Below are 22,704 nucleotides of genomic sequence, written 5' to 3' on the forward strand. Positions count from 1 at the left end.
TCTACATCAGCACCACGTTAAACTGCTCCCGACCGTATTGGCTGTCACATTGAAAAAGGATCGGCTTGCCAATCAACTGTTCAAGCTCGGCCACCTTGGTTGAATCTTCATCATTCAAGCGGTCGATGACATCCTGTGAGGCCAGCACCATAAACTGCTTGCTCTCATATTGCTTGGACTCTCGGATAATCTCACGGAAAATCTCATAGCAGACGGTTTCGACATTTTTGGTATAGCCTTTGCCCTGACAACATGGACAAGGCTCACACAGGATATGCCCTAAACTTTCCCGTGTTCGCTTGCGTGTCATTTCGACCAGCCCCAGCTCGGAAACGGCACTGATTTTGTGTCGCGCCCGATCCAGTGACATGGCTTTCTCAAGCGTTCGCAATACCTGCTCGCGATGTGCCTGCTCATCCATATCAATGAAGTCGATGATGATAATGCCGCCAAGGTTACGGACACGCAATTGTCTGGCAATAGCCTGCGCCGCCTCGAGATTGGTCTTGAATATGGTTTCTTCCAGATTCTTGTGACCGACAAATCCACCAGTGTTGACATCAACAGTGGTCATCGCCTCGGTCTGGTCAAATATCACATAGCCCCCGGACTTCAGAGGGACTTTGCGATCCAGTGCTTTTTGAATTTCATCTTCAACCGCAAACAAATCAAATAGAGGTCGATCACCACGGTACAGCTCCAGCAAGCTGATGCATTCAGGCATAAAGCCCTCAGCAAAACGAACGGCAGCCTGATAGGTTTCATTAGAATCGATGCGGATTCTTTCGATCTCTGGCGACAGCAGATCCCTCAGTGAACGTAGCGCCAGCGGCAAGTCCTGATAAAGCGGTTCACCGCAATTGACGGTTGCCATTCGTTCAGTCAGCTTTGCCCACAGGCGATGCAAAAACTGCAGATCCGCTTCGAGTTCAGCTTCAGCAGCCCCCTCCGCGGCTGTTCGCACGATATAGCCCGCGGCATCCTCCGGTAATAAAGCGGTCAGGCATTGCTTGAGTCGATCCCGCTCCTGTTCAGTTTCGATTTTAAGCGAGACCCCAATACCCTCAGTTTCAGGCATGTAGACCAAGTATCTTGAAGAAACCGACAGCTGGGTCGTCAAGCGAGCGCCCTTACTACCCATCGGATCCTTGATGACCTGTACCAGTAATTCCTGACCTTCACGCAGCAGGCTAGTGATCGGAGGAGTAACTTTTTGGGCCTCCTTGAGGTCGCCGGTCTGACCTTTGGGCATGGAAATATCTGAAGCATGTAAAAATGCAGCTCTCGACAGGCCAATTTCCACAAAAGCAGCCTGCATTCCAGGCAATACACGACAAACCTTGCCTTTGTAGATATTGCCTACCAGCCCACGATACTCGCTGCGCTCAATAAAGACTTCCTGCAGTACACCATTTTCGACCACTGCAGCGCGTGTCTCGCTGGGCGTCACATTAATCAGAATCTCACTGCTCACCGCTGTTTACCTGCCTTAATAACTGCACTGTTTCAAATAGAGGCAAGCCCATAATACCCGAGTAACTGCCATTGATATGGTGGATGAAAACAGCGGCTAGTCCCTGTACGGCATAGCCACCCGCCTTGTCATGGCCTTCACCGCTGGCGATATACCAATCAATATCCGCTTCTGAAAGCGCGCTAAAGGTCACTTCGTTCACCTGTAGCAGACAATGACTGGAAAGTGCATTTTGCACAGCCACTGCCGTCATTACTTGGTGGCAACGCCCAGAGAGCATTGACAGCATTCGCCTGGCTTCGCTGTCTGTTTCAGGTTTGCCGAGAATATGTCCATCAATCACAACCGAAGTATCGGCCGCAAGCACAGGACGATCTTTCAGACTCACCTGCCAGCCCGCTTCTGCCTTCATCGATGCAACACGTTTTACGTAGGATTCAGCAGATTCTTCTGCTTGAACCGACTCGTCCACAGACACGCGAAGTACCTGAAAGTCGACCTTGATCTGCCGAAGGAGTTCACTTCGGCGTGGTGAGGTTGAAGCAAGATAGATAGGAGACAGAATCATGCGCGATGATAAGGATGATTCTGCAGCACTGTCCAGGCACGATACAGTTGTTCTGCCAGTACAATTCGAACCAGAGGATGCGGCAGCGTCAGCGCGGACAGTGACCAGCTTTGATCTGCGCGATCAAGACAGGCTTTTGACAAACCATCAGGGCCACCAATCACAAAACAGACATCCTTGCCTCCCGCCAGCCATTGCTGCATTTGTTGAGCGAGTTGTTCGGTACTCCAGGAGCGACCGGTGACTTCCAATGCCACCATGTGTTGATTGCCGGCGGCCGTCAGAATTCGCTGGCCCTCCTCCTGCATCCACTGTTCAGGCTGGCCTGTCTTACCGCGTCGAGCTGCTGGAATTTCACTGAGTTGCAGTGGTATGTCACGAGGCAAGCGGCGGCTGTATTCTTCCACACCCTCGTTCACCCACCGCGGCATTTTACTGCCAACAGCGAGTATATTGAGTTTCATTCCCTGGAAGCTGACTCCGTTGATTGAACATCAGGCACAGACCAGAGTTTTTCCAGGTTGTAAGTCATTCGTGTTTGCGCCGTCATCACGTGGGTAATCACATCGCCCAGATCGACCAGTGCCCACTCGCCGACTTCTTCACCTTCAACCCCGAGTGGCTGAACGCCTGCGGCTTTGGCTTTCATCACCACTTCGTTGGCAAGGGCCTTGACCTGCCGGGTAGATTTGCCAGTGGCAATAATCATGAAATCAGTAAAATCGGTCATATTAGTCACATCAAGGACTTCAATGTTTTCAGCCTTGATGTCTTCCAGTGCGTCAATCACCAGTAATTTAAGTTGCTCAGCCTGCATGGGCTTCTCCGTTATTCAATATTTGTATAGTGTAGCGCATACCGTAACGATCGTCTCCGACAAGCCCGCCAGTGGGCCTCAAACGGTCTAATCAGGGTGATACAACCCCAATTGGTCTATCAGGCTGATAACAGCCTCCGGCATCAAAAATCGCGCTGAGCGATGCTCGGCAAAGCAGTTTCTGATTTGGGTGGCAGAAACCGCCATCTGCGTCACCGCCAACGGCCATATTTTTCCAGCCGCGAGTGTTCGATCGGCGGCTGTTGCAAGATGCGAGTGATACCAATTGTCGAGCTCATCAGGCAACTGGCTTGGCTGCTCAGGTCGTTGCATCACCACCAGATGTGCCAGGTCCAATAATTCTGTCCAGCGTGACCAGCTGTGAAGGCCCTGAAAAGCATCGCTGCCCACCAGAAAAAACAAAGGATTCTCGGGAAACTGTTCACGCAGGCTTAGCAAGGTATCCACTGAATATGAAGGGCCGCTGCGATGCAATTCACGATCATCCACCATAAAACCTTCCAGGCCCTTGATCGCCAACTCCAGCATGAGTCGGCGTTCCTTGGCTGAAGCAACCGGTTGTTGCCGATGTGGCGGTGTCGCACAGGGAATCAGACGCATTTGCTCAAGATTGAGCTGTTGCATCACTTCAAGCGCCGGACGCAAATGACCAAAATGTACCGGATCAAAGGTTCCGCCCAGAATACCTATTGCGGGTAACTCAGTTTCGAATCTGACCACTGCCCAGCACGATCCATTTTTGCGAAGTCAAGCCCAACAGGCCAACCGGGCCACGAGCATGAATTTTGTCAGTGGAAATGCCAATTTCAGCACCAAGACCGTATTCAAAACCATCGGCGAATCGAGTCGAAGCATTGACCATGACCGAACTCGAATCCACCTCACGCAAGAAACGTCGAGCCTTGCTGTAATTTTCCGTCACGATGGTTTCTGTATGCGCCGAGCTGTGCCGGTCAATATGATCAAGCGCTTCATCCAGTCCGTTTACCACTCGAATTGACAATATCGGAGCCAGGTATTCGGTATCCCAATCAACCTCTGTCACGGCAATCGCCTGAGGCAAAATTTCACGTGTGCGTTCGCAACCACGCAGTTCAACTTGTTCAGAGGCATAGCGCACCGCAATTTTTGGCAGAAACTCGGCAGCTATAGCGATATCCACCAATAGAGTCTCCATCGCATTACAAACGCCATATCGATGGCATTTCGCGTTAAACGCGATTTCCTCGGCCATTAACAAGTCGGCTTCAGCATCAATGTAGACATGACAAATGCCATCAAGATGTTTGATCACAGGTACGCGGGCTTCCCGACTGACACGCTCAATCAGGCCCTTGCCTCCACGAGGCACAATGACATCCACATAATCGGTCATTCGCACCAACTCATCGACTGCCGAGCGATCAGTGGTTTCAACAACCTGAACTGCGTTGGCAGGCAAGCCAGCCTTGATCAAACCGGCTTCGATGCACTTAGCAATCGCTTGATTGGAATGAATGGCTTCACTGCCGCCACGTAAAATAGTGGCATTGCCGGATTTCAGACACAGCGCAGCGGCATCAACCGTCACATTGGGTCTCGATTCATAGATGATTCCAACCACCCCCAGTGGTACACGCATCTGACCCAGCTGAATTCCTGATGGACGATAGGTCATATTGCTGATTTCGCCCACTGGATCTGGCAGTTGAGCAATCTGCTCCAGTCCTTCGGCCATTTGTTCGATGCGCGCATCTGTCAACGTGAGTCTGTCCAGCATTGCGGCGTCGAGGCCTTTTGCCTTGCCAGTGTCCAGATCTTTGGCATTCTCTTCTTTGAGGCTGCTTGCGGCCGAGCGAATCTGCGTCGCGATCTCAAGCAAGGCGACATTCTTGTCACTGGTTGACGCGCGTGCCAGCAGACGGGCAGCTTGTCTGGCTTGCTGTCCCAGTGTCTGCATGTAATCACTGATGTTCAATGAAAATCTCCTCTAATCTCGGCAGTCGCAGTGTTTAATTGTACACCGGCAAGCTGTAGGCAAAGCGCTTCCAACAGCTGCCAGGGTGATACCGAAAGCCCCCCCTTGGCAGCCTGGTCAACCAGTGACAGCTGCTGTAAAAACATCAGCCATTGCTGGGGTTGGTGGCGCATTAGTGCCCGTCTTATCATCGCCTGACTTTTTTCCCATACCGGGGGTTTCTGACTGGCAAAAATCTGTTGCAATGGGCGGCCCTGCTGAAGCTGAAGTGCCATATCGACACATCGTTGCACAGACCACGATACAGCAGAAAACACACTGAGAATCTCAACACCCTCGGCTTGTAATGTTCGAATCGTTCGGGGTATTCGATCAATCTGCCCAGCGTAGATCTGGTCCATCAGTCCAAAAGCTTCAAAACGGGCATTGTCAGCTACTGAGGCCAGTACCATTTGATCTTCAACATGGCCGTTGTCGGCCAGCAAGGCCAACTTGTCTACCTCTTGAGCAGCGGCAAACAGATTACCTTCAACGCGTTCGGCAATGACCGCCGAAATGTCAGCGTTGAACGATACGCCTCGTTGCGCTGCTCGTTGCCTGATCCAGGCAGGTAGACGATCCAGCGTCACGGGCCAAATCATCACCGTCGCGCCAATACGTTCCAGCTCTGAGTACCATTTAGCTTTTTGTTGGGCAGGTGCAATTTTGCCACTGATGATTAACACGGTTGTATCTTCAGCAGGCTGACTGGCGAAATTTCTCAACAGTTCGCTGCCCTCTTTGCCCGGACTGCCTGACGGCAAGCGAATTTCCAACAAACGCCGGGAAGCAAACAAAGACATCGACTGCGCTTGCCAGGGGATCTGTGTCCAGTCAAACCGTCCTTCAACATGCCATACCTGACGTTCTGCCTGATGCTGTCGCAATGCACTGCGAACAACATCCGCAGCCTCTTCGACTAATAGCGGTTCATCACCATGAATCAGGTAAACAGGGAGCAACTGTTGTTGCAGTTGTTGTGCGAGTTGTTCACTTTTCAGTCGCATCTGCAGTGCTTATCGCAATACAGACAAACGCCGCAGAATACTCTGGACCAATTGCTCATTCATCTGTACTTCCAGCAGTCGCTGTTCTTCACCGAGCCCGATAACCTGATCCGGGTCAAACTGCAGATCACGGCGTGCTTCAAAGCGCTCGGCATCAATCAGCATGGTGGAGTTCGCATCAACCAACTGAATCACAATTTGTCGTTCCAGTTCGTATTCACTGACTTTGCCGCTGAAAGAAACCGACAGCACCCGCCTTTCGAAATTGTTTTCAATAATCGACAGGACCGCGGCACCTTCCTGGTAACGATCAACAACCGTGATGCCATTACGAGTCAGTGTGCGCCGAAGCTCAAGGCCAAAATCCCGCTGCATGTTAACGCCTTGGACGTATAGCAACTTGAGCTCATCAGGTAATTCGGCAGCGCCTCTCAACTGAAAGCCACAGGCCGTAATTGCCAGCATGCTCATCAGGAGCACTAACCTTGAAATCAGCAGTTTCATGAATCTATTTTCATCCTCAGAAGCAACTGTCAGCCGACGACGATATTCAGCAAACGCCCCGGAACCAGAATAACCTTACGAACTGTTTTGTCCTCGATGAACCGTTGTACATTCTCTTCAGCGTAAGCGGCTGCCTCAACTGTTGCTTGATCAGCATCGGCAGCAACACTGATTTTGGCTCGTAGCTTACCATTGACCTGTATCATCAACTCAACTTTATCCTGCTTGATAGCCGCTTGGTCAACCTCAGGCCAGCTGGCGTCGACCACAGCAGTCTCATGACCCAGGGCCAGCCAGAGTTCATGACTGATATGAGGTGTGATAGGCGCTAACATCAACACCACCAATTCCAGTACCTCACCAATCACCGCGTGGTCCTCAGCGGTCTCGTTCGGATGCTTGGCCAGCGCGTTCATCAATTCCATGATGGCCGCTATTGCGGTGTTGAATGTATGACGTCTTCCCAGATCATCCTGAACCTTGGCCAGCGTTTGGTGCGCCTGACGACGCAATGTTTGCAGCGACTCTGACAACTCAGTTTCCGGTAAGGCAGTTTTGGCTCCCTTGACACGGTACTCCTGAACAGCTCGCCAGAGACGTTTCAAAAACCGATGTGCACCATCCACCGCCTGATCCGACCATTCAAGTGACATTTCCGGCGGTGCTGCAAACATCATAAACAAGCGAGCCGTATCTGCACCGTACTGATCAATCAGTGCCTGAGGATCAACCGTATTGCCTTTCGACTTGGACATTTTGGCACCGTCTTTCAGCACCATACCCTGAGTCAGCAGATTTTTGAAAGGCTCATCACCGCTGACCAGACCTTCGTCACGCATTAATTTGTGAAAAAACCTGGCATACAGCAAATGCAGCACCGCGTGTTCAATGCCACCAATATATTGGTCTACCGGCAACCAGTAGTCAGCACGCTGATCCAGCATTGCCGATTTATTATCGGCACTGGTGAAACGAGCGTAATACCACGATGACTCGAAGAAGGTATCAAAGGTGTCAGTTTCTCTGCGTGCATCGCCGCCACAGACAGGACATTGGCATTGGTAAAACTCAGCCATTTGATTGAGTGGTGAACCACTACCATCTACCACCACATCTTCAGGCAACACCACCGGCAAGTCTTGTTCAGGAACTGGCACAGCACCACAATCAGCACAGTAAATGATCGGAATCGGCGTGCCCCAATAGCGTTGTCTTGAAACACCCCAATCTCTCAAGCGGTAATTGACCTGTTTTTCACCTTTGCCCGCTTGCTGCAAAAACGCGGCAATTGCCTCAAAGGCTTGTTCGAAATTCAATCCATCAAACTGACCGGATTGAACCAGCTTGCCTTTGGCTGTATAGGCATTTTCGCTGATATCCACATCCGTTCCATCGAGGGCATCAATCACCTGTTTTACTGGCAACTGATATTTCTGAGCGAACTCGAAATCTCGCTGATCATGGGCAGGCACAGACATCACCGCCCCCGTGCCGTAACCCATCAACACAAAGTTAGCGACCCAGACCGGAATAGCTTCACCAGTCACCGGATGAATTGCTGACAGGCCGGTGGCCATGCCAAGCTTTTCGGCAGTTTCCAGCGCCGCTTCAGAAGTGCCTGTTTTTTTGCACTGTTCGATAAATTCAGCCAATGCAGCGTTTGTTTCGGCTGCTTGCAACGCCAGTGGATGCTCTGCCGCTATCGCAAGATAGGTCACACCCATCAAGGTATCCGGACGCGTGGTATAGACCGTGAGCGATGTTGCTCCAGCTTCAATATCAAAGCTGATTTGCAAACCTTCAGAGCGACCGATCCAATTGGCTTGCATGGTTCTCACCTGTTCAGGCCAACCTTCTAATTGCTGAAGATCTTCAAGCAGATCCTCGGCGTAGTCGGTGATCTTCATGAACCACTGCGGGATCTCGCGCCGTTCCACCAATGCACCAGAACGCCAGCCACGACCGTCAATGACCTGTTCATTGGCTAATACCGTCTGATCAACTGGATCCCAGTTAACCGCTGCCGTTTTGTTATAGACCAAGCCTTTCTTGAACAATCGAACAAACAACCATTGCTCCCAGCGATAGTAATCTGCATCACAAGTGGCTATTTCACGATTCCAGTCATAGGCCAATCCCAAGCGTTGCAGCTGACCACGCATGTAGTCGATATTGCTGTGAGTCCATGCAGCCGGTGCCACCTTGTTTTTGATTGCAGCATTTTCAGCAGGCAGACCAAAAGCATCCCAGCCCATGGGTTGCAGCACATTTTTGCCTTGCATGCGCTGAAAACGGGAGATGACATCGCCGATGGTGTAGTTGCGGACATGCCCCATGTGTAGTTGACCGCTGGGGTAAGGAAACATCGACAGGCAATAATACTTTTCGCGGCTGCTGTCTTCGACGGCCTCAAAGCTGTTGTGTTGTTGCCACCACTGCTGGGCCGCTTTTTCTACCTGTTCTGGATGATATTCAGCTTGCATGATTCTCTGTGCTGTTACTGGATGAAAAGCAGACAAGGATACCGCAGCATTGGCGATGCTGAAAGCCGCGAGTGACTGGCTCAAGCCGCTTCATTGTCAGTACGGCAGCATCAGCATGTTGTTGCCATACAAAAAAGGCAGCCGATGGCTGCCTTTTGGGTGAAGTAAGATCGATGCTTTAGCCGACTCTGAAATCTTCAATTTTTTTGCCGCGATTGAGCTCTTCAACCAGCCACAGAGGACGTTTGCCAAAACCTTTCCAGGTTTTGGATGGGTCCTGTGGGTGGCGATATTTAACATCAGCAGTGGCACGTGGTTTACGCTGGGGCGTCATTGCAACACGCATGTTTTTGGCGACAGCGCTCAATGCAAGGGCAGGTGTAACTTTCTTAGTTTTGGCAAGTTGTCTGACCGCGTCAGCAACAGCTGCAACATCAGCATCTTTACTATTCAGGGCGTCCTGCTTTTTTGTTTTTAATTTTTTGATTTGTTTTTTTGATTGATTAATCAGGTTCTGCAACTCTTGCTCAGAAAGACTTTTTAAATCAATTTTTGATAAATCGGTCATTTACAGATTCCTCAAAGATTATTATTTGTGTCGTGCACATTTTATTTTACACAGACCGCTAACAATTTGCTATTGGCTTGCAGACATAAGTAACTGATATTTCGCGTAGAGCTGATCATGGCTTTCTACGTTATCAGGATCTTTAGGAATACAATCAACCGGACACACCTCAACGCATTGCGGTGTATCAAAATGGCCTACGCATTCGGTACAAAGCGCAGGATCAATCACATAGATTTCTTCACCTTGTGAAATAGCGCCATTAGGGCACTCCGGTTCACAAACATCGCAATTGATACATTCATCAGTGATAAATAAAGACATCACAGCACTCCAGAAAATCAGTAATTAATGATGGTGTTTATCAGGGATTTGAGCGAGCTTTCGCTGAAGTGCAGACTTCACCTCTGGCGCTACAAAATCCGAAACATCTCCACCCAGTCTGGCTATCTCTCTGACCAGACTTGAAGATATATAAGTAAACTGCTCTGAGGGCGTCAAAAATAAAGTCTCAATTGCCGGTTGCATACGCCGATTCATTGCAGCAAGTTGAATTTCATATTCAAAATCGGAAACCGCGCGCAGCCCCCTGAGAATGATATTCGCTCCTTTTTGTGCAGCAGCTTCTATCAACAAACCTTCAAAACCGCACACTTCGACATTATCAAAGTCTCGTAAGGTAAGTTTTGCCAGCTCTACCCGCTCAGCCAGCGTAAAAAAAGGTGTCTTGCCGGGATTGATTGCTACCGCAACCACCACTTTTTTAAACAATTTGCTGGCACGAACAATCAAATCAATATGACCATGCGTGATCGGATCAAAGGTTCCGGGATAAATGGCAGTATTGTTACTCACTCGGCTTGCCTGTGGTTCTGATAAACAGACAATATCTTACATCACCTGCGACTTTATCTTTGAATAATTGCCAATCGGCAGGCAATTCAGGCATGTCCTGTTTACTGCCGCATTCAAGATAAATTCTTGCCTCCGGCTTAAGCAGATTGTGCTGAGTCAGCAGTTGTGCCAGTGGTGTCCATAAGGCTGCTTGATAGGGCGGATCCAAAAACACCACATCATATGGCTTGTTGCACTTGGCGATAAACTGCTGAGCTGTCATCTGGTGCAGTTCACACGTCGTTGCCTGCAATTGTGACGCATTGGTCTGAAGCTGCTGAAAGGCCAGACGATCAGGCTCAACCATATCTACATGCAAAGCGCCTCGAGACGCAGCCTCAAATCCCAATGCACCACTGCCAGCACAACAATCCAGACAATACCCGCCAGGAATCACTGTCTGCAGCCAGTTAAATACTGTCTCCCTGACCCGATCCGGGGTCGGTCTCAGTCCTGTAACATCAGGAAATCCGAGTCGACGCCCACGCCATTGTCCACCAATTATCCGCAGTGTGTTGGGCTTCGCTTTACTCTGTTTTGCCACCAACCATCACCGTCAGCATCCTGGAGGGGGCCAATCTGCGCTGAAAAGCATCGCGAATCTGTTCAACAGTCACGGCGTTTACCCGCTCATTGAATCTGGATAAATGATCATCAGGCAGTTGATAAAAGGCCATCATCGCCAGATAGTCTGCAATTTTGCTGTTACTGTCCAGACGTAGGGCAAAACCACCAGTAATGTTTTGCTGTGCCGCTTCGAGTTGTTCTTGCGTAGGTCCGTTCTCAATAAAGTCACTCAGTGTCTGCATCATGACACGGTGTGCTTCTTGAGCCTGATCATTGCGGGTCTGTAATACCATCTGGAAAGGCCCTGCTTCACGCGTGGGTCGAAAGAAGCTATAGCTGGCGTAGGACAAACCGCGTTTTTCCCTGATTTCACCACTCAGCAGTGACACCAGACCACTGCCGCCAAAGATATGATTACCCACATAGAGCGGGAAATAATCAGGGTCATGGCGGGTCATGCCTGGCTGCCCAACCATGATATGTGTCTGGCTGGAGGGATGTTCAATATGGTTGACAACTCCAGACGATAACTCTGCAACAACTGGCAGCGGATCAGCAGGCGTGCCCTTGGGCAAATCAGCCAGGAGTTGTTCTGCCAGCGCTTCGGCCTGTCTTCGGTCAAGATCACCCACAATCACCACCACCGCATTAGCCGCCACGTAATAACGTTGGTAGAACGCCTGAATATCTTCTAATGAAATGTCAGCCAACGTCTGTTCATGACCAGCGGGCATGCTCGCGTATGGGTGGTCTTCAGCATAAATCCCGGCTTGAAAAGCTCGACTGGCAATCGCCCCTGGTGACTGACGTTCCGCCTGCAATCCGGTCAACATCTGATTCCGCAGTCGCTGAAATGAGGCTTCAGGAAAGCTGGGAGAGGTGAGGATTTGTGTGAAGGTATCCAGCGCAACTTCCATGGCTTCGTGTTCATTCAAAGTTCGCAAACTGAGCACGGCCATATCGCGTTCGGCACTGGCACTGTAGCGGGCCCCGACATTGGCAAAGGCATCCGCTATTTCGTCAGTGTTCATGCTGGCTGTACCTTCATTGAGCATTGAGTTGGTCAACAAGGCCAAGCCAGATTTGTCAGCATCTCTCGCCGCACCACCATCAAACACCAGACGAATATCAACCATTGGCAGTTGTGGTGCTTCAAAGAACCAGACTGGCGTTCCGTTGGATGATTGCCATTGCTGAATGTTGGGGCTTGCAGTGACTGAAACCGAAGTTATCAGCAGCGCACAAAAGGACATAATCCTAGTTAGCATGGTGGCCTCCATTGGCGTTCGCTGGTGAATGATTTTCATCGGCAGAAACAGGGGTCAGTTCGCCAACGGTCAATCGATGGTCTACAAAATACTTCTGGGCCACAGCCAGTACCTGTTCGGCGGTGACTGCGTTAATGTTATCCACGTAGGCATCACTCAATCGCCAATCCAGTCCAATAGTCTCCAGAATGCCAATTTGCATGCCCTGATAGAACAAACTGTCCTGCTCGTAGACTGAGCTGGCAATGACCTGGGTTTTTATCCGATGCAGTTCTTCTTCTGAAACCAGACTGGTTTGCAGCGTTTCTATCTGCGCCATGATGGCAGCTTTGAGTTCTTCTATGGTGCGACCCTGAGCCGGTGTGCCGCTGATGATAAATACTTCGTCCAGGCGGGCAAATGCATTGTTGCGAGCGCTAACGCCAGCGGCAACCTGTTCACCACGCACCAATTGTCTGGCAAAGCGTCCGCTGCTACCACTGTCGAGCACAGCCGCAAGCACATCCAGTGCATAAGGTTCCCATTCAATGTCGGCCGTTTTGATAACCGGCACTTTCCAACCCATCATCAGCGATGGCAGCTCTGCAGGTGCACGGACTTCGATATAACGCTTACCGTTTTGTGGCACCTCGGTTTGCGGTTTGAGTACGGCTACTTCACGCGCTTCTACCGGGCCAAAATATTTCAAGGCCAATTGGTAAACTTCTTCGGGGTCAACATCGCCCACCACAACCACCGTTGCATTGTTGGGGGCGTACCATTTGTCGTACCAGCGTTGCAGATCTTCAATGGTGTAATGTTCGATATCTACCATCCAACCAATGACCGGATGGTGATAGGGACTGTTCATAAAAGCCGTCGCACTGAAGGCTTCATACAAAAGGCCGCGCGGATTGTCATCGGTGCGCATGCGGCGCTCTTCTGCAACGACTTCTTTTTCCTTGAGCAGTTCTGCCTCATCCAGCAGCAGATTTTGCATTCGATCTGCTTCGTGGCGGAAGCTCACTGCCAGTCGATCACGTTCCAGGGTCTGGAAATAAGCTGTGTAGTCACGACTGGTAAAGGCATTCTCGCTACCACCGTTAGCAGCAATGATTCTGGAAAACTCGTTGGGTTCAAGATTTTCAGTGCCTTTGAACATCATGTGCTCAAGCATATGTGAAATCCCGGTAATACCGTTGTACTCATAGCTGGAGCCAACCTTGTACCACACTTGTGACACCACGACCGGTGATCGGGTATCCGGTTTGACTATCAGCTTGAGCCCGTTATCGAGCTGGTATTCCACGGGGTCTGCCATCACCAGCAGTGGCATGACCAGCCATGTGACTAGAAACCATTTTTTTAGATTACGCATCTGCATCTCGTATGTTTTGAATGGTAAGATCTGAACGAACTTTAACGACAAAAGAGATTATGTTTAGTTTCCTGAAGAAAAAAAACCGGTACGGATGAAAACGCTTCAAGTTCTGAAGCTTCACCCTCTCATCCACAGGACGCACATCATCCGCAAAAGCAGGTTGACACACAAGTCAAAGACACCTCAGATGCCCCCGGCTTGCTGGCTAGGCTCAAACAGGGCCTGAGCAAAACCAGTCAAAAATTGACCGATGATGGTTTTGCCGATCTGGTGCTCGGAAAAAAAGCCATTGACGCTGATTTGCTTGAGGAGCTGGAAACACAGCTCATTACCGCCGATCTTGGTATCGAAGCCACCCAGACTATCATTAACGACCTGACACAGCGCGTTGCCAGAAAACAGCTCACCGACACCGAAGCGTTGTTTACCGCGCTTCGAGATGACATGGTTGAGCTGCTCAAGCCGGTTGAAAAACCGTTGCAAGTCTCTGAGCGAACCGGGCCTTATGTGATCCTGATGGTGGGCATCAACGGTGTTGGCAAAACAACCACCATCGGCAAGCTAGCCAAGCAGTTTCAGCGTCAAGGTAAATCCGTCATGCTAGCCGCAGGCGATACCTTCCGTGCGGCCGCAGTGGAACAACTTCAAGTGTGGGGAGAGCGCAATGATATTCCTGTGGTTGCGCAACAACACGGCGCCGATTCAGCCTCAGTGATTTTTGATGCTCTTCAATCAGCCACAGCTCGTAACACTGACATTCTGATCGCCGATACTGCGGGTCGTCTGCACACCCAGTCCAACCTGATGGAAGAGCTCAAGAAGGTCAAGCGCGTGATGAGCAAACTGGATGTAGAGGCTCCCCATGAAATCATGTTGGTGCTGGATGCAGGCACTGGACAAAACGCCTTGCAACAAGCTCAGCAATTTCATCAAGCAGTCGGGGTCACCGGTATCAGTCTGACCAAGCTGGATGGCACAGCCAAGGGCGGCATCATCTTTGCGATTGCCAAAAAAACAGGCTTGCCTATCCGCTACATTGGAGTGGGTGAAAAGATTGACGATCTCAGACCATTTGATGCCAGTGATTTTGTCGATGCGCTGCTGGGGCGTGAAGAAATAAAATGATCAACTTTAATCAGGTCTACAAACGCTACCCGAATCAGCATGAAGCACTGTCCGGTCTGAGCTTTCATCTCGAGCGTGGTGAAATGGCTTTTCTGACCGGCCATTCCGGTGCAGGCAAAAGTACACTACTGAAACTGATTGCCCTGATTGAGCGCAGCACCCACGGCCAAGTCATCATCAATAACCAGAATCTCGGCCGAATGCCCAGATGGAAAGTCCCCTACTACCGTCGAATGATTGGTCTGGTATTCCAGGATCACAATCTGCTGCATGATCGTACCGTGTTTGACAATGTCGCCTTACCTTTGATTATTTCAGGTGAAAATCACCGGGAAATCGGCCGCAGGGTTCGCGCTGCTCTCGACAAAGTAGGGCTACTCGGTAAGGAGCGAAACCTGCCAATCGCGCTGTCGGGAGGCGAACAACAACGAGTCGGCATTGCGCGGGCCGTGGTGAATCGTCCACCAATTTTGCTCGCAGACGAACCGACCGGAAATCTGGATCCCGAACTGTCTCAGGAAATCATGCAATTGTTTGAACAATTTAATCAGGTCGGCGTGACTGTATTTATTGCCAGCCATGACCACGATCTGATCAGCCGTATGCCTTATCGTCGCATCGTGCTGCAAAACGGCAGACTGGCGGAATAACCGACATGGATATCGTTGATCGTTTTAAAAATTATCTGCTGCGCCATGTTCAAGTGATGTTGGCAAGCCTGGGTGATCTATGGCGACATCCCCTGGCCAGCATCATGACCATCGTTGTGATTGGAATTGCCCTGGCACTGCCTGCTGGTTTGCTGGTGATGCTGACCAATGTCGCTCAAATCAGCGGCCAATGGCAGGACAGCCATCAAATTTCACTGTTCCTTAATGATGAAGTTGGTGACACCCGCGGTCAGCAACTCGCAGAACAATTACTGTCCTGGCCGGACATCAGCGCCGTGGAGTTCAAATCATCCAGCGAATCACTGGAAGAATTTCGTGAACTGTCTGGCCTTGGTTCAATGCTGGACAATTTACCCAAAAACCCACTGCCGGCAGTCATCATTGTGCAGGCAGCCGATGACTTCAGCGAAACAGAAAACATCGAGGACCTGCTTGAGCGACTGGCCAGAATGCAAGACATAGAACTTGCCCAGCTGGACATGCAATGGTTGCAGAGATTACGCAGCCTTAATCAGACAGCGCAGCGTGCAGTTCAAATTCTGGCAGCACTGCTCTCGATAAGCGTGTTGTTGGTCATAGGCAATACCATTCGGCTCTCAATCCTGAATCGACAAGCTGAAATTCGTGTCATCAAGCTGGTGGGTGGCACCAATGCCTTTGTTCGCAGGCCGTTCCTCTACACCGGTTTTTGGTATGGCTTTCTTGGTGGCGTCGTTGCCTGGCTCACCTTACTGACCAGCCTGGCGGTGATCAGTGGCCCTATCAACGCTCTGGCCTCACAATACGACAACGTCTTCAGTCTACAGTGGCTGGCTGGGGAGTTATTTCTGGCCCTGCCGCTGATTGGCGTATTGCTGGGCGTTCTGGGCGCCTGGCTGGCAGTTGGCAAGCATTTGAATGCTATTGAACCAAACTAGCTGACCCACACGGGAACTTTATCCGCTAATCAAATATCTGACTGGTTGATTTTCGACTTTTAGTGCTAAAATTTCAGGTATTACTTACAAGTAAGTTTGTTTAGGGAGTTCGCACAATGACATCGCATTCAGCCCAATACAATATGGCGCTCGCGCCAATTGGCAACCTTGATGCATACACCAGCCTTGTGCACACCATCCCTGTTCTGACCGCTGAGGAAGAATACGAGCTTGCAACGCGTCTACAACAGAACGGTGATCTGGAGGCCGCACAACGACTGGTATTGTCTCACCTGCGTTTTGTCGTCCGCATCGCTAAAGGTTACAGTGGCTACGGCCTGCCCGTTGCCGATCTTATTCAGGAAGGCAATATCGGCTTGATGAAAGCCGTCAAACGCTTCGATCCAAGCAAAGGCGTGCGTCTGGTCTCTTTTGCTGTGCACTGGATTCGCGCAGAAATCCATGAATATGTGATTCGCAACTGGCGCATTGTAAAAATTGCCACCACCAAAGCTCAACGCAAACTGTTCTTTAACCTGCGTAGTGCCAAACAGCGACTAGGCTGGCTCAATCAGGAAGAAGTCGAAGCAGTTGCAGAAGATCTTGGCGTGACTCCAGGCAATGTCCTGGAAATGGAGCGCAGACTGGCTCAACCAGACACCTCATTTGACCTGCCTGCCGATAGCAGCGATGACGAAGATGCTGTTTTTTCACCTGTCGCCTATCTTGCAGCACCGGAAAGATCAGACCCATCGACCGAGCTGGAACAGGACGACTTTGCTGATTACCAGCACAACCGCCTGAGCAATGCACTGGCCAGTCTTGACGAGCGAAGCCGTGACATCATCAGTCAACGTTGGCTGCAGGATGACAACAAGGCGACATTGCATGAACTGGCAGCTCACTATCAAGTGTCGGCAGAAAGAATCCGACAAATTGAAAACAATGCAATGAAAAAACTGAAACTATTGATGGATTGATGTGTATCAAAAAAAACCCGCCGAAAGGCGGGTTTTTTGTTTAGCGGGATAAATCCTAGCGTTCGAGCAATGGTGTTTTGTTGGGTTTACCATCCCACTCTTCTGCGTCTGGAAGTGCATCTTTTTTCTCTGAAATTACCGGCCAGGCGCGTGACAATTCGGCGTTGATTTCCAGAAATTCCATTTGGTCATCGGGCAGATCATCTTCGGAGAAAATTGCTTGTGCCGGACACTCAGGTTCACAAAGCGTACAATCGATGCACTCATCAGGATCAATCACCAGAAAGTTGGGGCCCTCATGAAAACAATCTACTGGGCAGACATCAACACAATCAGTATATTTACATTTAATACAGTTTTCTGTGACAACAAATGTCATGACGAAATCTCCGGGAATACTAAACTTTTGCAGGGTTGGCCTGCCATAACGGACGACATTCTACATGATCTGCAGCAGTTCTGGGACAATGTTAAACGATATAACTGCAAACAAGCATTTTAAGTAAAGGTTGGAAAATACATCATGCGTAAGTTGTTGTTCATCGCCCTTTTTGTGGTGATGTTTCTGATAAGTGCTGCATTTGCCGCGTTCAATATGGAACCTGTGTCTGTAAAGTTCTATTTCACTGATTTGAATTTACCGCTGGCAGTGCTGTTGGTCGTGACCTTGCTGATTGGCATGCTGGCAGGTGCATGGTGATGTGGGCACGTTCCTTGAAAATCCGTTTTGACAATCATCGTCTCAAGCACAAGCTGACTTTGTCCGAGCAGGAACTGAATAGCTTACGGATCCTGCCGATTAAGGAACCGCGCTAGTCGCCCTATCATGCTGGAATGGTTATTTTTTCTACTGCCCGTTGCAGCCATGTCTGGCTGGTTTGCTGCACGCAGACACTATAAAAAACGTCGGCGCCACAACGATACACCGTTCAATCCGGATTACTTCAAAGGTTTGAACTACCTGTTAAATGAACAGCCCGATAAAGCCATCGACGTATTTATCGGACTACTGGAAGTGAACAGCGAAACCGTGGAAACACATCTGGCGCTGGCCAACCTGTTTCGTCGGCGTGGCGAGACAGATCGAGCCATTCGGATCCATCAAAACCTGATCGCCCGCCCAACACTCAGCAGCAGCGAAAGAACCCATGCCTTGCTGGAACTCGGCATGGACTACATGCATGCCGGGGTACTGGATCGAGCCGAGCATATTTTTCTTGAGTTGTTACAACACTCGCCCGTGCCCTATCAGGCACCCGAACAACTGCTGCGTATCTACCAGCAACAGAAAAACTGGGCGCGCGCCATTGAAATGGCTGAAAAAATCCCCGGTAATCGACGCAAACAAGTCGGCACATTAATCGCGCAGTTTTATTGTGAACTGGCTGAAAAAAATGCTGAAAAAGATCGTCATGGCAGTCTGGCCATGCTCAAACAAGCGCTGTACCACGATGAAGCCTGCGTCAGAGCGAGCATACTCACGGCGCGTATTCATCTTGCCAGTGGGCATCCAAGAAAAGCGCTGAAAAACCTGCTCATGGTAGAAAAACAAAATCCTGCTTTTTTATCAGAGGCGCTACCGCTATTGCTCGAATGTCATCAACAACTGGAAAGCATCGATACTTTTCAGAACTGGTTGAGGCAACTGCTTCAGCGGCACCCGCACCTGACTTCAGCTCGTCTGATGCTGGCAAAACTTATCGAGCAAAGTCAGGGCCGAAACAGTGCGCAGGAATATCTTTACCAGGAACTGCATCAATATCCGTCTGTAGAAGGCTTGTATCAGTTGATGCGACTGGATGAAAATAACGCTCCGGCGCTGATTCCACTGATTCAGAAAATCACCGACAACATGATCAGCCGGGGTGATCGCTACACATGCAAGAACTGCGGCTTTTCGGGAAAAACACTTCATTGGCATTGCCCAGGCTGTGGCAAATGGGCCACCGTTCGCCCGACTGAAGTACACCTTTCAGCCCTGGAAAAACTACTGGACAGAACCACATGACCACTCTGAAGATTTATCACAACCCTCGTTGCAGCAAATCACGAGAAACACTGGCATTACTCAACGAAAACGCCAGTGATGTTGAAATCATCAACTATCTGGACACGCCGCCAAGCCCTGATGAGCTGAAGGACATTCTCAATCGACTGGGTATCGGTCCGCGCGATCTTTTACGTCGCAAAGAAGCGCTGTACAAATCTCTCAACCTTGATGATCCGACGCTGAGCGATCAACAGCTGACAGACATCATGAGCCAGAACCCCAAACTGATCGAAAGACCCATCGTCATCCACGGAACCAAGGCAGCAATCGGTCGTCCCCCTGAAAACGTTCTGGAAATACTGTGAAAAAGATCCTTGTTTTATATTACAGTCAGAGCGGCCACGTTCAGGCCATGGCTGAGCAAATCGCTCGGGGTGTCGAGCAAGTAGAAGGTTGCGAGGCCGTGATTCGTACGGTGCCAAAAGTTTCCACCGTTTGTGAAGCCACTGAAAGTAGCATTCCAGATCAAGGGCATATCTACGCCAGTCACACGGACCTTGAACAGTGTGCAGGCCTTATCCTGGGTAGCCCAACCCGTTTTGGCAACATGGCCGCCCCGCTCAAATATTTTCTTGATGGTACCGGCGATATCTGGCTGACTGGCAGCCTGATTGGCAAGCCTGCTGCTGTATTTACCTCAACCGGCAGTTTGCATGGTGGTCAGGAATCCACACTCATGTCGATGATGTTGCCGCTACTGCATCATGGCATGTTAATCACCGGATTACCTTACAGTCATGTCGAACTTAGCCAGACCACTTCAGGTGGCACGCCTTATGGCGCCAGTCACTTGGCAGGCATCGACAACAAACGCACGCTTGATGACACTGAATCCAAATTGTGTCGGGCACTTGGCAGCCGTGTGGCAGACATCGCAAAGAAGTTAAACGTATGAACGCTGGTCATTGGCGCGCCCTGGCACTGCTGGGTTACTTTGGTTTGATGCTGACCTTGATTAGTTGGATTCTATTGCCTGAACACAGCGACAACTATCCAGTTTCGGCCTTGTTACTCATTGGTGTCATGCCACTGCTATTGCCATTGCGTGGTCTTCTGCACGGAAAACCTTACACGCATGCCTGGGCCTCATATCTGGTGTTACTGTACTTTGCTCATGGCATAGGTGAGTGGTATGCCAGCTCAGGCAACATCTGGTTTCCGGTGCTGGAAGTGTTTTTCAGCAGCATGTTTTTTGTTTCGGCCATGCTCTACATCAAAACCAACGCTAAAGGTTCACGCAGCTGACCCGATAACTGCTATAGTGACAAGCACGAAGGTTATCTGTGATCGGTGAATTCAGTATGAGTAATATCCCTGCAATTCAATCAGCCATGACCGGCATTCAGTCAGGCATCAGCAAAATCAACCGCAACGCGGCTGATATCGCCAGCCAATCCGTCGCAGGTGATGCCGCTGATTTGACGCGCTCACTTATTGATATGCGGCAAAATCAACTTCAGGTTGAGGCCTCAATCAAAGTCGTCAAAACAAGCAACGAAGTACTTGGCAGTCTGCTGGATGTCAAAGCCTGATTTTAGATAAACCTATAGAAATACACGGACCGTCACTACCCGGTTCATCTTGAGCAACCACTTTTGTCTTCAAACACTCCCCCGCCACTCAGCGCGGATGCAATATCTTCAGCGATGTCAGCCTCTGCCAGACAGACACTTAGTCGTATCGAAACACTGGCCTCCGTCAACTCCACTAACGATCATGCATGGCAATTGCTTACCGATGGCAATAAAAGTCCATTTGTCTGTTTGGCAGAACAGCAAACGTCCGGTCGCGGCCGCCGTGGCAAACAATGGCAGTCGCCTGCGATGGGTAACTTGTATCTATCGCTTTTTTGGCCCTTTGCCGCAAATTGCCCCCCCAGAGGTCTGAGCATTGCAATTGGCGTGACGCTTGTCGAAACCCTGAACACATTCGGAATCAATAACTTGCAGTTAAAATGGCCGAATGATGTATTGTGTAAAGGTCATAAACTTGCCGGGATTCTTATAGAATCCCGCTATAACGGCGGTTACAACACGGTCATTGGTGTTGGACTGAACTTCCGGCTATCACCGGATCTCCAGCAGATAGTTGACCAACCCGTCACCAGTCTTGAACAACAATGCAGTCAGCTCCCCTGTCGCAATCAATTGGCAGGACAGCTGATCGAAAACCTGATTGAAGCGGTAGAAAAATTTCAGTGCAATGGCCTGAATGACTTCTTGCAGAGCTGGCACTCGATGGACTTGTTGTTCGGCCATCCTGTTGAAATCAGTAATGACGCTGAAACATTTAGCGCGATTGCCCAGGGCATTAATGCCAATGGGGAACTGCAGTATCTATACAAAGGTCAGTTAATGTCACTTTCCAGCAGCCACTATTCAATACGTCTGAGCTTATGACTGTACTTCTTATCGATATTGGTAACAGTTGCATCAAATGGGCCTGTCTTGAAGCTTCAAACATTACAGACAGCGAACGATCTTACCGCAGCAAAACCGGTATCAAAGCCTCATTAAACAAGGCTTTCAAACATCTCAACGGTATTGATTCAGTGCTGGTCAGCAATGTGGCCGGAGAGAAAATTGCCAAACAACTGGCTGAATGGACAGAACAGCAATGGCAAATCACACCAAGATTCATTCACAGTGAACACAAGCGTTTCGGCATCGTCAACGGATATCGCACACCGGAGCAGCTCGGCGTTGATCGATGGCTGAATCTGGTGGCAGTGTCACAAGGTCGGCCTCAGGCACGCTGTATTATTGACTGTGGCACCGCAATTACCATTGATATCATCAATGCCTCCGGTGAGCACCAGGGTGGTCTGATTCTTCCTGGTTTGAAACTGATGCGTGAAGCACTTGCCGCCGGTACCGATGCACTCACTGAAGTTGAAGATGACACCGGCTACAGCCTGCTCGCGACCAATACCTTCAGTGCCATTCAAGCCGGTACGCTCTACAGTATCAGTGCCACACTGCAACAAATCATCTCCGACATGCGGCAAAACTTCAAAGACATCAGCATTACCGTCACAGGTGGTGATGGGGAGACCGTAATATCGGTGCTCGGTGATAGCTCCATCCGTTACGATGCCGATCTCGTTCTCAAAGGTTTGTCTCTATACGCCAAACCAGACGCTAAACCAGAAAAAGCCAAACCGCGAAGACGGCGACGCCCTTCCAAACAATCTGCGAAAGACTCAGCACAGGCCCCAGCGGGCCCGTTGCCAGATGCCGCAAACTAGCGTAAGCTTCCGGTCCCTTAGGAGAGGTGTCTGAGCGGTTGAAAGAGCACGCCTGGAAAGTGTGTGTACGTTAATAGCGTACCGAGGGTTCGAATCCCTCCCTCTCCGCCAAACATACAACCGGCTTCGGCCGGTTTTTTATTGCCAAAAAACGGCATTTTTGCCACCTGTTTTCAGATGTCTCAAG

General features: G+C 50.0%; 28 protein-coding genes and 1 tRNA gene. 13 read left to right on the forward strand and 16 right to left on the reverse strand.

Going from position 1 to position 22,704, the window contains the following annotated elements; translation table 11 throughout:
- Position 1 precedes the first annotated feature (1 nt).
- The 15 genes from rng to MPL1_RS06820 form a co-directional block, all read right to left on the reverse strand.
- The gene (rng, locus tag MPL1_RS06750; protein WP_009726375.1) at positions 2 to 1,474 is read right to left on the reverse strand and encodes a ribonuclease G; all 1,473 of its coding nucleotides are present in this window, start codon (positions 1,472 to 1,474) and stop codon (positions 2 to 4) included.
- Positions 1,464 to 2,042: a Maf family protein gene (locus MPL1_RS06755; protein WP_009726376.1), complete on the reverse strand. Its 579-nt coding sequence runs from the start codon at positions 2,040 to 2,042 to the stop codon at positions 1,464 to 1,466. The genes rng and MPL1_RS06755 overlap by 11 nt, the downstream gene beginning before the upstream one ends.
- A complete protein-coding gene (gene rlmH / locus MPL1_RS06760; protein ID WP_009726377.1) occupies positions 2,039 to 2,506 on the reverse strand; it encodes a 23S rRNA (pseudouridine(1915)-N(3))-methyltransferase RlmH in 468 nt (155 codons plus the stop codon). The genes MPL1_RS06755 and rlmH overlap by 4 nt, the downstream gene beginning before the upstream one ends.
- Entirely contained in the window at positions 2,503 to 2,859 is a 357-nt protein-coding gene (gene rsfS / locus MPL1_RS06765; RefSeq protein ID WP_009726378.1) for a ribosome silencing factor, read from the reverse strand. Before rsfS ends, rlmH begins: the two co-directional genes overlap by 4 nt.
- A gap of 87 nt (positions 2,860 to 2,946) precedes the next feature.
- Positions 2,947 to 3,600 (reverse strand): nicotinate-nucleotide adenylyltransferase, encoded by a 654-nt coding sequence (gene nadD / locus MPL1_RS06770; RefSeq protein WP_009726379.1) that lies wholly within the window; start codon positions 3,598 to 3,600, stop codon positions 2,947 to 2,949.
- The gene (locus MPL1_RS06775) at positions 3,581 to 4,837 is read right to left on the reverse strand and encodes a glutamate-5-semialdehyde dehydrogenase (RefSeq protein ID WP_009726380.1); all 1,257 of its coding nucleotides are present in this window, start codon (positions 4,835 to 4,837) and stop codon (positions 3,581 to 3,583) included. Before MPL1_RS06775 ends, nadD begins: the two co-directional genes overlap by 20 nt.
- A complete protein-coding gene (gene holA / locus MPL1_RS06780) occupies positions 4,834 to 5,883 on the reverse strand; it encodes a DNA polymerase III subunit delta (RefSeq protein ID WP_009726381.1) in 1,050 nt (349 codons plus the stop codon). The genes MPL1_RS06775 and holA overlap by 4 nt, the downstream gene beginning before the upstream one ends.
- Positions 5,884 to 5,892: 9 nt before the next feature.
- Positions 5,893 to 6,387 carry an LPS-assembly lipoprotein LptE gene (locus MPL1_RS06785; RefSeq protein WP_009726382.1) on the reverse strand — a complete coding sequence of 165 codons (495 nt, stop codon included), beginning with the start codon at positions 6,385 to 6,387 and terminating at the stop codon, positions 5,893 to 5,895.
- 29 nt (positions 6,388 to 6,416) lie between these two features.
- Positions 6,417 to 8,870 carry a leucine--tRNA ligase gene (gene leuS / locus MPL1_RS06790; RefSeq protein ID WP_009726383.1) on the reverse strand — a complete coding sequence of 818 codons (2,454 nt, stop codon included), beginning with the start codon at positions 8,868 to 8,870 and terminating at the stop codon, positions 6,417 to 6,419.
- Between the two features lie 178 nt (positions 8,871 to 9,048).
- Positions 9,049 to 9,438 (reverse strand): H-NS histone family protein, encoded by a 390-nt coding sequence (locus MPL1_RS06795; RefSeq protein ID WP_009726384.1) that lies wholly within the window; start codon positions 9,436 to 9,438, stop codon positions 9,049 to 9,051.
- A gap of 69 nt (positions 9,439 to 9,507) precedes the next feature.
- Entirely contained in the window at positions 9,508 to 9,762 is a 255-nt protein-coding gene (locus MPL1_RS06800; RefSeq protein ID WP_009726385.1) for a YfhL family 4Fe-4S dicluster ferredoxin, read from the reverse strand.
- A gap of 24 nt (positions 9,763 to 9,786) precedes the next feature.
- On the reverse strand, positions 9,787 to 10,293 hold the full coding sequence (gene coaD, locus MPL1_RS06805) for a pantetheine-phosphate adenylyltransferase (protein WP_009726386.1): 507 nt from the start codon (positions 10,291 to 10,293) through the stop codon (positions 9,787 to 9,789).
- Positions 10,286 to 10,876, reverse strand: a complete 591-nt coding sequence (gene rsmD / locus MPL1_RS06810) for a 16S rRNA (guanine(966)-N(2))-methyltransferase RsmD (protein WP_009726387.1) — start codon at positions 10,874 to 10,876, stop codon at positions 10,286 to 10,288. The genes coaD and rsmD overlap by 8 nt, the downstream gene beginning before the upstream one ends.
- The gene (locus MPL1_RS06815; RefSeq protein WP_152417603.1) at positions 10,860 to 12,167 is read right to left on the reverse strand and encodes a M16 family metallopeptidase; all 1,308 of its coding nucleotides are present in this window, start codon (positions 12,165 to 12,167) and stop codon (positions 10,860 to 10,862) included. The genes rsmD and MPL1_RS06815 overlap by 17 nt, the downstream gene beginning before the upstream one ends.
- Positions 12,157 to 13,530 (reverse strand): M16 family metallopeptidase, encoded by a 1,374-nt coding sequence (locus tag MPL1_RS06820; RefSeq protein WP_009726389.1) that lies wholly within the window; start codon positions 13,528 to 13,530, stop codon positions 12,157 to 12,159. The genes MPL1_RS06815 and MPL1_RS06820 overlap by 11 nt, the downstream gene beginning before the upstream one ends.
- Positions 13,531 to 13,725: 195 nt before the next feature.
- Between MPL1_RS06820 and ftsY the strand changes: the two genes are divergently transcribed.
- From ftsY to rpoH, 4 genes are all read left to right on the forward strand, one after another.
- Positions 13,726 to 14,652 carry a signal recognition particle-docking protein FtsY gene (gene ftsY, locus MPL1_RS06825; protein ID WP_009726390.1) on the forward strand — a complete coding sequence of 309 codons (927 nt, stop codon included), beginning with the start codon at positions 13,726 to 13,728 and terminating at the stop codon, positions 14,650 to 14,652.
- Entirely contained in the window at positions 14,649 to 15,302 is a 654-nt protein-coding gene (gene ftsE / locus MPL1_RS06830; RefSeq protein WP_009726391.1) for a cell division ATP-binding protein FtsE, read from the forward strand. Before ftsY ends, ftsE begins: the two co-directional genes overlap by 4 nt.
- 5 nt (positions 15,303 to 15,307) lie before the next feature.
- Positions 15,308 to 16,240, forward strand: coding sequence for a permease-like cell division protein FtsX (gene ftsX / locus MPL1_RS06835; RefSeq protein ID WP_009726392.1), 933 nt, complete (start codon positions 15,308 to 15,310; stop codon positions 16,238 to 16,240).
- A 116-nt stretch (positions 16,241 to 16,356) separates the two neighbouring features.
- Positions 16,357 to 17,220, forward strand: a complete 864-nt coding sequence (gene rpoH / locus MPL1_RS06840) for an RNA polymerase sigma factor RpoH (protein ID WP_009726393.1) — start codon at positions 16,357 to 16,359, stop codon at positions 17,218 to 17,220.
- Positions 17,221 to 17,275: 55 nt separating this feature from the next.
- On the opposite strand, the gene fdxA is transcribed toward rpoH, so the two are convergent.
- A complete protein-coding gene (gene fdxA / locus MPL1_RS06845) occupies positions 17,276 to 17,599 on the reverse strand; it encodes a ferredoxin FdxA (protein WP_009726394.1) in 324 nt (107 codons plus the stop codon).
- A gap of 144 nt (positions 17,600 to 17,743) precedes the next feature.
- Between fdxA and MPL1_RS14115 the strand changes: the two genes are divergently transcribed.
- The 9 genes from MPL1_RS14115 (at position 17,744) to MPL1_RS06890 (ending at position 22,628) form a co-directional block, all read left to right on the forward strand.
- A complete protein-coding gene (locus MPL1_RS14115) occupies positions 17,744 to 17,920 on the forward strand; it encodes a lipopolysaccharide assembly protein LapA domain-containing protein (protein ID WP_009726395.1) in 177 nt (58 codons plus the stop codon).
- A gap of 126 nt (positions 17,921 to 18,046) precedes the next feature.
- Complete coding sequence (gene lapB, locus MPL1_RS06855) at positions 18,047 to 19,228, forward strand: lipopolysaccharide assembly protein LapB (protein ID WP_009726397.1); 1,182 nt, start codon at positions 18,047 to 18,049, stop codon at positions 19,226 to 19,228.
- Positions 19,225 to 19,575: an arsenate reductase (glutaredoxin) gene (gene arsC, locus MPL1_RS06860; protein WP_009726398.1), complete on the forward strand. Its 351-nt coding sequence runs from the start codon at positions 19,225 to 19,227 to the stop codon at positions 19,573 to 19,575. Before lapB ends, arsC begins: the two co-directional genes overlap by 4 nt.
- Positions 19,572 to 20,165, forward strand: coding sequence for an NAD(P)H:quinone oxidoreductase (gene wrbA, locus MPL1_RS06865; RefSeq protein ID WP_009726399.1), 594 nt, complete (start codon positions 19,572 to 19,574; stop codon positions 20,163 to 20,165). Before arsC ends, wrbA begins: the two co-directional genes overlap by 4 nt.
- On the forward strand, positions 20,162 to 20,515 hold the full coding sequence (locus MPL1_RS06870) for a DUF2069 domain-containing protein (protein ID WP_009726400.1): 354 nt from the start codon (positions 20,162 to 20,164) through the stop codon (positions 20,513 to 20,515). The genes wrbA and MPL1_RS06870 overlap by 4 nt, the downstream gene beginning before the upstream one ends.
- A gap of 56 nt (positions 20,516 to 20,571) precedes the next feature.
- Complete coding sequence (locus MPL1_RS06875) at positions 20,572 to 20,802, forward strand: hypothetical protein (protein ID WP_040576956.1); 231 nt, start codon at positions 20,572 to 20,574, stop codon at positions 20,800 to 20,802.
- Positions 20,803 to 20,916: 114 nt separating this feature from the next.
- Positions 20,917 to 21,669, forward strand: a complete 753-nt coding sequence (locus MPL1_RS06880; protein ID WP_009726402.1) for a biotin--[acetyl-CoA-carboxylase] ligase — start codon at positions 20,917 to 20,919, stop codon at positions 21,667 to 21,669.
- A complete protein-coding gene (locus MPL1_RS06885) occupies positions 21,666 to 22,517 on the forward strand; it encodes a type III pantothenate kinase (RefSeq protein WP_009726403.1) in 852 nt (283 codons plus the stop codon). Before MPL1_RS06880 ends, MPL1_RS06885 begins: the two co-directional genes overlap by 4 nt.
- Positions 22,518 to 22,537: 20 nt before the next feature.
- Positions 22,538 to 22,628 (forward strand) — tRNA-Ser (locus MPL1_RS06890).
- The last annotated feature ends 76 nt before the right edge of the window (positions 22,629 to 22,704 follow it).

It is taken from the genome of Methylophaga lonarensis MPL (genome assembly GCF_000349205.1).
In the GTDB taxonomy this organism is placed as follows: domain Bacteria; phylum Pseudomonadota; class Gammaproteobacteria; order Nitrosococcales; family Methylophagaceae; genus Methylophaga; species Methylophaga lonarensis.